We start from the raw sequence: 9,073 nt of genomic DNA, 5'->3' as shown, positions 1-9,073 counted from the left end.
CTTATTAATATCCTGGTGGGGATGGAAAATTGACGGCAGAACCCGCCCCTACAATTAATAATTAATAATTAATAATTATTAATTATTAATTATTAATTACTTTTACAGAGGTTGTAGTGTGTCGGATAAAGCTGCAACTGCTCCCTCTATGTTGGGGGCTCCTGCTGCTGTGGCAGACACTAATAAAACTAGGATTTGATTACCAGCTTGACGAGCAAAAATTACTCCTGACATAGGCTGGCTTCTGGCTCCGATTTTTAAGGTTCCTGTCCAAGGCATTTGTACTTCCCCAGTCCCCAAAGTTTCAAAATTTCCGGGTCTAAAACCTTCCCCGCGCTCAAAGATTTCGATCGCAATTTGCGCGATCGCTAATTCGGGTAAAGTGCGATCGCTTTCGCGATATCTAGCTACCACTGTATAAGCCAAGTTACCATCTGGTGACTCAAACAGGGGAAAATTGCCCGCAAACCCGACATTAAAATCTTGAATAATCCCCACCTCAAAACGACCTTGGGGGTCCTTGAAGGCGCTACCACTTAGGGGTAATGCTTCCACAGAATTTGTCGGTTCCGGCGGCGGTGCGGGTTCTGGGGTGGCTTCTGGGGTAGCTTCTGGGGTAGCTTCTGGGGTGGGTGTCGGAGTGGGTGTCGGAGTGGTCTGTTGAGCGATCGCCGATTCTCCTGATATGCTGGTAAATGGTAGGCGATCCATATTACCGAACACCAATAAAAGTAAAGCGGTGATGAGTCCCAAGCCTATAATTTTCAGGCGTTTTGGTTGCATAATTCCTCCTCAAAATAAGCCCGAATTAATCTAGTTAATTATTTTCCAAAAATAGCAGGATTTCCAAAGTCAAAGAATCCCGCCATACAGCCTGTCATTAAAGTGGCTAAAGTACCTGCCCATAAGGCAGTAAAGCCTAAAGATGCGACTTCCGAACGTCGGCTAGGAATTAAGGAAGATAAACCACCGACGAAAATTCCATAGGAGGCAAAATGAGTAAATCCGCACAAAACATAGCTAACAATTAACATGGCGCGGTTGCTAATTTCGCCGTTAGCATTAAGTTGAGCGAGGGCTTGATAGGGGGGGATATTAGTTTCCAAAAGCCTTCTGCCAATTAACAGGGAAGACTGCCATAGTTCTTGCCATTCGAGGGAAACCCCAGTTAAAAAAGTCAGAGGTAAAAATAAGGCTCCCAAAATGTTTTGTAGGGTAATGACCTGAAATAGATTACCTATCCAACTAAGGAGGAAAAAATCACTTTCGGAAAATCCTGCCAAAGTAGCAAAAACCAAATTGACTAAAGCGACCATTCCCAAAATTGCAATCAAGGCGGCGGCTATTCCTACTGCCATTTTCACGCCATCTAAAGCACCACCGATTAAGCTATCCATAGGGTTAGGGAGGCTGGCTTTATCGGCTTTTGGTTCTTCGGGAACTTTCCCCAGAGTTTTGGGTTGATCAGTTTCTGGAACTAGAATTTTGGCAATGACAAAACAGGCGGGAATTGTCATTAAAGAGGCAGAAACTAGGTGTCCGGTGATGTTGGGAAAAGTCGGTCTGAGAAATCCTGCATATAATGCTAAAACGGAGGAAGCGATCGACCCGAAACAACTGGCGAGAATGGCACAGAGTTCGCTGCGGGTCATGTCTAATAAATAGGGTTTTACCGCGATCGCAGATTCAATACCCACAAAAATATTAGCAGCACCGGATAGGGATTCAGCGCCACTAATTCCCATGGTTTTCTGAAAGATTTTGGCGAATATTTGTACAACAGGCTGAATGATATTCAGTCTATATAATAAGCTGACCAAACCTGCAAAGAAAATGACTTGGGGAAGGGCGCGAAATGCTAGAACATAAGCAAAACCGGGGTTAAGATTATCGGGACCAATGCGATCGCCCGGAACTGCGACAAAGGGAGTTCCCACAGCCCTAGCAATCCAACGTCCAGCGGGACCAGGACCAGCGCGAAAGTCTGGGTCAGCTACCAAAATTGATTGTGGTCCACCAAATAAGAATCGCGCCCCAGCTTCGGAAGCGTCCAAAATTGAGTTAAGCAGGGTGCTGAGTCCCTCGACTAATTGGCTACCTAAGACAAATACAATGAGTCCAATAACCATTTGTAAGCCTATTCCCCAAAAGATCACATTCCAGGGGATGACGCGCTTGTTTTCGGAACCTAACCAAGCAATAAAGCACAAACCAGCAATTCCCAGTAGGGAAATTAAATTCAGCAGTAGATTCATAAATCTTTCCCTAAGTGCGGAAACTGAATAATGGAGAAGCTGCACCCGCAACCATAGCTTTGACTGATCCGGGGGTGGATATAGACCTTTGAGCTAAGTCATCACCCGATGATAAATGGGTAGCTAAGGATTTTGCTTACTACGAATCTTGCACCAGATCCGGTTGAAACGCAAGCATATTTGAATTGGGTATGTTGCCATAGCCAAATACACTCTACAATAGGGCAAAAAGTCTGATTAAAATGGATGCTTTTCAGCTAACACCCCCTAACTGGACCAGTGATGCTGTTCACGCCTTTGAGTTTTGCTGTCCCCAATGTTCGGCCAGCAGTTTGGAAGCTCAACAGGTGTGGATTAATCGTCGATCGCCTGTGTATGGGGATAATAACCGCCGCAAGTGGCAAGAATTTTATCACTGTCAATGTGGTTGTGCTTGGTGGGCTTGGAGTAGCGATCGCCCACCGTCCCCATTCAAGGCTAATATTGATTCTCCGACGGATTCTTAAAATAGCAGTTACCAGGGCGCAATTAGCCAGCGCCCTAATCAAGCTGACGCGAAGATTTATGCTAATATCCTTATCTATCAATCTAGTCTTCCTTCCAGTCCTCACGACCTAAAAGGTCAATGACTCGATCTCTGAGCAAAAAATCATTTTGTTCTAATTCACACTCGACCCAATCCCACTCACGGGCTGGGATATACTGGCACATGGTGTAAATTGGTTGATGGCGATCGATTAATCCTTTTTCTACGAGGTTACGCGCCTCGTCTTGAATGACTTGAATGGAATATTTGACGGCACTAGGAATCACAGCTTGTACCATATCACAACCTCCTACCCAGTTAATTGGGTAAATAACTAAAACTCAACGGTATCCGGGACTACCCTATCGGTATTCCCTAAACATATTGTCTCGCAATATGTCTATTTTATCTCTATATCTTTACTATTTTTAACAGTAAGATTAAATTCAGGGAATCATCCATCATTATTTGGGGCGATCGCACTAGGGTTAGAGTCGGGGATTTTGCCCCATAATTTGGGCAAGAGTAGCCCCGAATTTTGGCGATATTGTTCAAATTCTGGGTAGCGGGAGAGGGATTCATCTTTTTTGAGCATATTGGGCAGAAAAATAGCGATCGCAAATAAGCCCAGAATCAAAAACGGTAGCCAATGCTGTGCTAACATAGCAAAAGATAGGTAAATCAGAAGTTCTCCCCCATAATTAATATTCCGAGAACGGGCAAAAAATCCCTCAGTAATTAATCCGGGTTTATATTTTAAGGTGTAGTATTTTTGAGCATCGCTGCTGTAGTGCAAAAATACCCCGAACAGGTTAATAGAAATGGCGGCAGCAATTAATGGGGTTGGTGGTTCGGAGTGACTACTAACTAATATAAATGGAGCCACCCAATATAAGATTAAAAACGTAAACACGCCCACTCCCTGCCACCAAGGAATTTGTTGTTCCCACTGTTTATCTGGATAAATACGGCTTTTTAGCAACCACAAAATCCCATAGGTTCCGTGGAGAGCGAGATAAACCCAGGGGCCGATAGTAAAGTTATTATATGCGACCATCAACCCCAGGACTACCAGGAAAGTCAAGAATTTATGGAGGTCGATCGCCTGTTTAATTTTCATGGTCAATCATCCCGCAAACTACGATAATTAACAGCTTAAATATTGGGCAGTTCTCCAAGTAAATTATTTACCGTGTTATTGATTAGAGCGATCGCCTGATTCCGTAGACAATTCCGACTGTTCATCGGTATCGACACCGGCGGATAAAACCGGAGTTGATGTCGCACCAATAGTATTAGGCAAATAAGGCCCGGAGCGTCCTTTATGGCGCATTTGTCGCATTAGGCTTGCCATTTCCAGGGCATTCATAGCATAATCCCAGCCCTTGTTGCTTTTAATTCCGGCGCGTTCCAAGGCCTGCTGCATAGAGTCAGTAGTTAAGATACCAAATATCACAGGTACGCCAGTTTGGAAGGCAGAAGCGGCAATTCCCTTAGACACTTCCGCCGCCACATAATCAAAATGGGGAGTATGTCCGCGAATGACCGCACCCAGACAAATAATAGCATCATAGCGACCGCTGAGGGCTAATTGATTAGCAACCATGGGAATTTCAAAACTACCAGGAACCCAAATATAATCAACCTGAGTCCCGTGGGGTTCGGGATTTACCCCATGTCGTTTTAAACAATCTTGACACCCTTCTAGTAGTTTAGTAGTAATCAAATCGTTAAACCGACCAATTACGATCGCCAACTTTACGGACTCAAGCTGAGTAAAAGTACCTTCAAAAACCGTCATAATATAAGTAGTCTAAATTATCTATCGAGGATGTGAGGATAGAGGTTTGGGGCGGAAGATTTCCCCATTCCTCTCACCTCTTCTAAGTTGGTTGTCAATAGCCTAGGGGCTAAACAACCAAGTAGTTAAAAACTCCTACTAAAATCACCAGAACCGCCCACAGGCCAGAACCGATAAAAATGAGGGGCTTAGACTGACTCCAATTTTGAGGAGAAGCATAAGCCACAGGGACTGCGACAATCATGAGGAAGGACACAATCACCAAAGCCGCCAAAAGCACTTGAAACAGAAGTGTTAACATTTTTTTCTCCCAAGCAGAAAGGATAAGCGTAAGTACAAATAACGATAGATTAGCCGAGATCAGCCTTTTCGGCTCGTACTTTATATTTACGCTACCAGAAATTGCACCGTCTGAGAAACCCAGATTTTAGGAATTTTGTGTTGATTGTGCTTCTTGGGCGACTTGGGAAACTTCATCAGTAGCCAATTGTTGCAAAACCTCTTGAACTTCCTCACCCCCCAGGCGAGATAAGGCTTGGGCGATGCGGTGGCGGATCTGCCAATCTGGGTCTGATGCACGAGATATCAATAGGGGTATGGCTTGACGATCGCCCAATTCTCCCAAAGCGCTGATAGCAACGGTTTGGATCAATTCGTTGCCATTAATCAAGCCATCTTGGAGGAGTTCAAAGCCGCGCGGATCTCCCAATTCTCCTAAAGCGGCAATAATGCTCAATTGCACCAACCATTCAGAGGTATTATGGTAAACCTGATGCAGGTCTTCAAAGGCTTCTGTGAGTTTCAAAGCCCCAATGGAATCGGCTGCGGCGGCTTGGACATCAGCTTCTGGGTCATTAAGCAGACAATCGCGCAACAGGGTTAAAGACCGATCGCGATCTTGGTGTCCGAGGCTGGCCATTTGGCTAACTGCTGCATATCGGACTCGGGTATCTCGGTCAGCGATCGCCGTTTGCAGGAGTTGAAAGCCGATATTTTTTTCGAGTTGACGGATTTGGTTAACTGCCCGTAAGCGATCGCCAAGATTTTCCGAACTCAGTTGTTGCACAATGGACTCTGGAGTAATAGTCATTTTGGTTAAACAGTTAAGCAGTTGCTGTCGGTTAAAGTCCGAGGCGACTCTCACCCTAGGGGGAGAACTAACCTTTAAGGACTATTCCCATCTTATTCGGCGATGAGAGAAAACTCACAACAACTGGGGAAACCGATGTGCTTTAGTCGTCATCAGTACCCATAGCCATGACTCGGATAATATCCCCACAGGTCAAAATACCGATTAATTTTTTTGATTCATCCAAAACTGGCAGCCGATGCACTTGCTTTTGGTTCATCAACCGGGCTGCTTCTGACAGAGAGCAATCTGGTTTAATGGTGATCATGGGTCCGTTACTCATCACGTCTCCCACGGTTTGACCTAGGGCTTTATGTAGTTCTTTTTCGTAGCGAGAGGGATTTTCCAGATAAATCACACTGTCGAGAATAGTGATGTAGGCTGGTGGGGTCACGCCACTTTGCTGCCAGATAATATCAGTTTCTGAGATAAAGCCCACCAATTTACCCGTGTTATCCATCACGGGAAGCCCTCCAATTCGGTTCTGGGCTAGTAGGGCGATCGCATCAGCCAGGGGCGCATCAGGACTAATCACAAGGGGATTAGGGGTCATTACATCGGCAACGGTTTTAGCCATGGTCTCTGCTTCCGGTTTCACTGTCGGTCTATAGTTCTCATCTTATCGAAAAATTGGCATACGATGACAGACTCCCGACACCCACCGGTTAGGATAGGTGCGGGCTTCTGCTTCTTTACAGGAGAATGACCGGCTACAGCGGTCGGGAGTCAAGGGGATATCCGAGTATCTGTGGGAATGACTAGCATGATGTTATGGCTGAGAATTTCCAAAGCGATCGCTTCTTCTCCCAGTGTGCGACCCATGCGATAAGAACCCCGCAGCATTGCCCCTAGGTGTTGCTCCAAAACCGCAGCCGTCATGTAAGATTTTACCAAAACTATCGGTTCTCCCACCCAAGTTTTGGTGACCGGACTCCACCAATTGCCATGGGAAAACGTCGCGTTGTGGCCTCCGGCGGGTCGGGTCAGTTCTTCCAGCCAGCCTTTCGCCTGGGAATATTTCTTAGCCGGAATGTGCCAGCGGACGGCGTAGGGTAGGCGGTCTAGGGTGATAGCAGAGGTGAAGATCGCATTTTCTACCAGGGGATATAAGCCGTTTTGGGCGGTGTTGATATGGGGAATCACGTTGGGCAGAATGTTGGCTATATGTTCCATGATTGTGCCTGCAATTCGATAGTTATATTTGGGGAGAACCCCCCTAGATAACTAACTGGGAAATCGTGATTTTTTATGCAGGGGCAGGTTGCACCCTCAACCGCGATCGCCACCAACAAGCCCCAGGAGCCTCCTAGAGCCTTGCCATCCCTTGGGGGTAGGGGGGCTGGTGATTAATCTTCTGCTCCCCGCAATGACTCGAATAACCGCCGCAAAATCGATCGCAGTTCTTGGCGAGACTCATCTTCGGCATTTTCTCGCACTGCCAATTCTCGCCCTGACTCCGCTACAGATTGGGCGATTAACGCTTCTACTTCCTGGGCGGCGGACTCCACTTGTAGGGGTTCCATGGTTTCCAATAATAAGGCTCTTTCCAGTTGGGCGACAACTGCTTGGCGTGCTTCCGCAGACCATTCACCCAAACCCGACCAATAGGACTCTAATTCGGCAAATCGGGACGGGTCGGCGAGGGGTTCGGCGAGTTCCAATAAATCCAACAGTCGATCGCATTCTAACAGGTCTTCGCGATCGATACTCAATTCCGGGTCTTCTATTTCTAGGGTGGGGGTAAATCCGACAATTTTTCCCCAGGTTTGGGGCGGGTTAATTTCTACTGCAATATAGGCTATGCGATCGCTTATTACGGCACCTTCGGGAATCTCCAAACTTTCGGCATTCGCTGGGAGGGGGATACATTCCACAATGCCCAAACTTTCCCCTTCTTCCCAGATTTCCAAATCCCCCCAATCCGTCAAAACCTGGGCGGCGATATTCCAGGCGCTACTGCTGCGGAAATCCGATTGATAATCGAACCTTTTTAGATATCGATGCACCACCCAAACAGCGATCGCTCTTTCCGCAATCTCTGGAAATTGGGAGGGTTCAATGTCACCGGAAATCCTTTGTAAATAATCGGTGATTTGCGGGGGTATCGGAATCAGTTGACCGAATAATTCTTGAGTGTTCATGATGCTTAAATAATCCTCTGGTTAACAGCTTGTTTCAGGGTAAATATCCCCATCATATAAATCTAGTTCCTGAGATAGGCGATCGCCCATTTTTTTCAACAGGGGACTGATGGTGCGACTCCAAGCAGAGTTGACGACACCCGGCGGGATCTTAAAATGTTCCGCCACCAATTTTAGGGTGTATTTTTCCCCGCGAGACACGCAATCATAAATGAACAATAAAGCATCTTGAACCGTAATCGGCGGCGGTGGGGTTTGGCGTACAAAAGAACTCCTTAACTCCCCCGTCGGGTCATTTTCAATTTCTCGGCGAATGCGTTGTAACCGAGGAATATCTACCGACGGCTGCGGTTCATTTTCAATATTGTAAGGTGTTTCCGGGTCTGGTGTGGGGGGATGATCATCGATTAACTGTCTGCGTTTTTTCAGGATGTCTTGATATGCCCATTTGCAGCGAATATTCCAGAGAGTGAAGGGACTAGCAGCCTTGTCAATATCGGGGTCATAAACTTCGCCACCCCGGACATTTCCATGAATTTTGCGATCGATATAATCCCAAGCCGCCGCCGTCGCTTCAATATATATCAAATCATCGCGATATTGTGGCGGTTCTCCCTTCCACAAACAGTGTTCCGGTGCAGCTATCATCATTCGCATCGCCTCCCGTCGTAGGCGTTTACGTTCTTTCACCGATTAGGTTTTTAGCGATCGGCGCAAAATCTCTTTTACTTCCTTATCGGGACATTTAGAATCTCGTGTCATTGCCAGATTTATCAACTCGGTAGACCTCCTGAGATTATCCCACATTTCCCCCAGTGCGATCGCACTTTCCATAATCTTCTTAATCCCCCCAAAATTTCTCCTAATTAGGGGTTGACTTTGAGGAGGACTTGACATATCATAATAGCATGGGAAAAGGTGGGCGCATATATATGCCTGTGGGGGATAACCCATCGGGTAAACGGCTAATTAAAAACCGGGGTTTAACCGCCGAAATCAAGAAACCCGGTTTCTCAGTAGCCGTAGGGTGTGTCACCTGACGCACCGCATAGTCCTGTTCAAAAAACCGGGGTTTAACCGCCGAAATCAAGAAACCCGGTTTCTCAGCAACCGTAGGGTGTGTCATCTGACGCACCGCATAGTCCTGTTGAAAACGCGGTTTATCAACCGTTGACGGCGACGGGTTTGGGGGCGGGTTTATTAATATCCTCGTTGGGAGGG

Annotated in this window: 14 protein-coding genes; 1 reads left to right on the top strand and 13 read right to left on the bottom strand. The window is 46.4% G+C overall.

Annotated elements, in window-relative coordinates; all coding sequences use genetic code 11:
* Positions 1 to 102: 102 nt before the first annotated feature.
* Both P5683_RS16665 and P5683_RS16660 read right to left on the bottom strand, forming a co-directional pair.
* On the bottom strand, positions 103 to 783 hold the full coding sequence (locus tag P5683_RS16665) for a hypothetical protein (protein ID WP_006621012.1): 681 nt from the start codon (positions 781 to 783) through the stop codon (positions 103 to 105).
* A 38-nt stretch (positions 784 to 821) separates the two neighbouring features.
* Positions 822 to 2,255 carry a NupC/NupG family nucleoside CNT transporter gene (locus tag P5683_RS16660; RefSeq protein WP_006621011.1) on the bottom strand — a complete coding sequence of 478 codons (1,434 nt, stop codon included), beginning with the start codon at positions 2,253 to 2,255 and terminating at the stop codon, positions 822 to 824.
* Positions 2,256 to 2,497: 242 nt separating this feature from the next.
* Between P5683_RS16660 and P5683_RS16655 the strand changes: the two genes are divergently transcribed.
* Positions 2,498 to 2,761, top strand: coding sequence for a hypothetical protein (locus tag P5683_RS16655; protein WP_006621010.1), 264 nt, complete (start codon positions 2,498 to 2,500; stop codon positions 2,759 to 2,761).
* Positions 2,762 to 2,843: 82 nt separating this feature from the next.
* On the opposite strand, the gene P5683_RS16650 is transcribed toward P5683_RS16655, so the two are convergent.
* From P5683_RS16650 to P5683_RS16600, 11 genes are all read right to left on the bottom strand, one after another.
* Positions 2,844 to 3,080, bottom strand: coding sequence for a DUF4327 family protein (locus P5683_RS16650; RefSeq protein ID WP_006621009.1), 237 nt, complete (start codon positions 3,078 to 3,080; stop codon positions 2,844 to 2,846).
* A 155-nt stretch (positions 3,081 to 3,235) separates the two neighbouring features.
* Positions 3,236 to 3,901 carry an isoprenylcysteine carboxylmethyltransferase family protein gene (locus P5683_RS16645; RefSeq protein ID WP_006670304.1) on the bottom strand — a complete coding sequence of 222 codons (666 nt, stop codon included), beginning with the start codon at positions 3,899 to 3,901 and terminating at the stop codon, positions 3,236 to 3,238.
* Positions 3,902 to 3,976: 75 nt separating this feature from the next.
* Positions 3,977 to 4,582 carry a 6,7-dimethyl-8-ribityllumazine synthase gene (gene ribH / locus P5683_RS16640; RefSeq protein WP_006621007.1) on the bottom strand — a complete coding sequence of 202 codons (606 nt, stop codon included), beginning with the start codon at positions 4,580 to 4,582 and terminating at the stop codon, positions 3,977 to 3,979.
* Positions 4,583 to 4,691: 109 nt separating this feature from the next.
* Positions 4,692 to 4,883 carry a photosystem II reaction center protein PsbZ gene (gene psbZ, locus P5683_RS16635; protein WP_006617715.1) on the bottom strand — a complete coding sequence of 64 codons (192 nt, stop codon included), beginning with the start codon at positions 4,881 to 4,883 and terminating at the stop codon, positions 4,692 to 4,694.
* Positions 4,884 to 5,009: 126 nt separating this feature from the next.
* A complete protein-coding gene (gene nblB, locus P5683_RS16630; protein WP_315640474.1) occupies positions 5,010 to 5,672 on the bottom strand; it encodes a phycobilisome degradation protein NblB in 663 nt (220 codons plus the stop codon).
* A gap of 142 nt (positions 5,673 to 5,814) precedes the next feature.
* Positions 5,815 to 6,288 carry a CBS domain-containing protein gene (locus P5683_RS16625; protein ID WP_315640476.1) on the bottom strand — a complete coding sequence of 158 codons (474 nt, stop codon included), beginning with the start codon at positions 6,286 to 6,288 and terminating at the stop codon, positions 5,815 to 5,817.
* Between the two features lie 149 nt (positions 6,289 to 6,437).
* Positions 6,438 to 6,884, bottom strand: a complete 447-nt coding sequence (locus P5683_RS16620) for a hypothetical protein (protein WP_315640478.1) — start codon at positions 6,882 to 6,884, stop codon at positions 6,438 to 6,440.
* A gap of 173 nt (positions 6,885 to 7,057) precedes the next feature.
* Positions 7,058 to 7,852 (bottom strand): DUF1822 family protein, encoded by a 795-nt coding sequence (locus P5683_RS16615; RefSeq protein ID WP_315640480.1) that lies wholly within the window; start codon positions 7,850 to 7,852, stop codon positions 7,058 to 7,060.
* Between the two features lie 21 nt (positions 7,853 to 7,873).
* On the bottom strand, positions 7,874 to 8,542 hold the full coding sequence (locus tag P5683_RS16610; protein ID WP_315640482.1) for a hypothetical protein: 669 nt from the start codon (positions 8,540 to 8,542) through the stop codon (positions 7,874 to 7,876).
* Positions 8,543 to 8,545: 3 nt separating this feature from the next.
* Positions 8,546 to 8,749, bottom strand: a complete 204-nt coding sequence (locus P5683_RS16605) for a hypothetical protein (protein ID WP_006620999.1) — start codon at positions 8,747 to 8,749, stop codon at positions 8,546 to 8,548.
* A gap of 1 nt (position 8,750) precedes the next feature.
* Positions 8,751 to 8,978, bottom strand: a complete 228-nt coding sequence (locus P5683_RS16600) for a hypothetical protein (RefSeq protein WP_006670299.1) — start codon at positions 8,976 to 8,978, stop codon at positions 8,751 to 8,753.
* Between the last annotated feature and the right edge of the window lie 95 nt (positions 8,979 to 9,073).

Origin of the sequence: Limnospira sp. PMC 1279.21 (genome assembly GCF_032349615.1) — a bacterium.
In the GTDB taxonomy this organism is placed as follows: Bacteria; Cyanobacteriota; Cyanobacteriia; order Cyanobacteriales; family Microcoleaceae; genus Limnospira; species Limnospira fusiformis.
Note: the sequence above shows the minus strand (reverse complement) of the source record. Positions and strands in the feature narration are given on the sequence as shown.

What these genes read in the sequence shown, in the direction of transcription:
- P5683_RS16665 (WP_006621012.1), bottom strand. Translation starts at nt 783, where the DNA reads ATGCAACCAAAACGCCTGAAAATTATAGGCTTGGGACTCATCACCGCT.
- P5683_RS16660 (WP_006621011.1), bottom strand. Translation starts at nt 2,255, where the DNA reads ATGAATCTACTGCTGAATTTAATTTCCCTACTGGGAATTGCTGGTTTG.
- P5683_RS16655 (WP_006621010.1), top strand. Translation starts at nt 2,498, where the DNA reads ATGGATGCTTTTCAGCTAACACCCCCTAACTGGACCAGTGATGCTGTT.
- P5683_RS16650 (WP_006621009.1), bottom strand. Translation starts at nt 3,080, where the DNA reads ATGGTACAAGCTGTGATTCCTAGTGCCGTCAAATATTCCATTCAAGTC.
- P5683_RS16645 (WP_006670304.1), bottom strand. Translation starts at nt 3,901, where the DNA reads ATGAAAATTAAACAGGCGATCGACCTCCATAAATTCTTGACTTTCCTG.
- ribH (WP_006621007.1), bottom strand. Translation starts at nt 4,582, where the DNA reads ATGACGGTTTTTGAAGGTACTTTTACTCAGCTTGAGTCCGTAAAGTTG.
- psbZ (WP_006617715.1), bottom strand. Translation starts at nt 4,883, where the DNA reads ATGTTAACACTTCTGTTTCAAGTGCTTTTGGCGGCTTTGGTGATTGTG.
- nblB (WP_315640474.1), bottom strand. Translation starts at nt 5,672, where the DNA reads ATGACTATTACTCCAGAGTCCATTGTGCAACAACTGAGTTCGGAAAAT.
- P5683_RS16625 (WP_315640476.1), bottom strand. Translation starts at nt 6,288, where the DNA reads ATGGCTAAAACCGTTGCCGATGTAATGACCCCTAATCCCCTTGTGATT.
- P5683_RS16620 (WP_315640478.1), bottom strand. Translation starts at nt 6,884, where the DNA reads ATGGAACATATAGCCAACATTCTGCCCAACGTGATTCCCCATATCAAC.
- P5683_RS16615 (WP_315640480.1), bottom strand. Translation starts at nt 7,852, where the DNA reads ATGAACACTCAAGAATTATTCGGTCAACTGATTCCGATACCCCCGCAA.
- P5683_RS16605 (WP_006620999.1), bottom strand. Translation starts at nt 8,749, where the DNA reads ATGTCAAGTCCTCCTCAAAGTCAACCCCTAATTAGGAGAAATTTTGGG.
- P5683_RS16600 (WP_006670299.1), bottom strand. Translation starts at nt 8,978, where the DNA reads ATGACACACCCTACGGTTGCTGAGAAACCGGGTTTCTTGATTTCGGCG.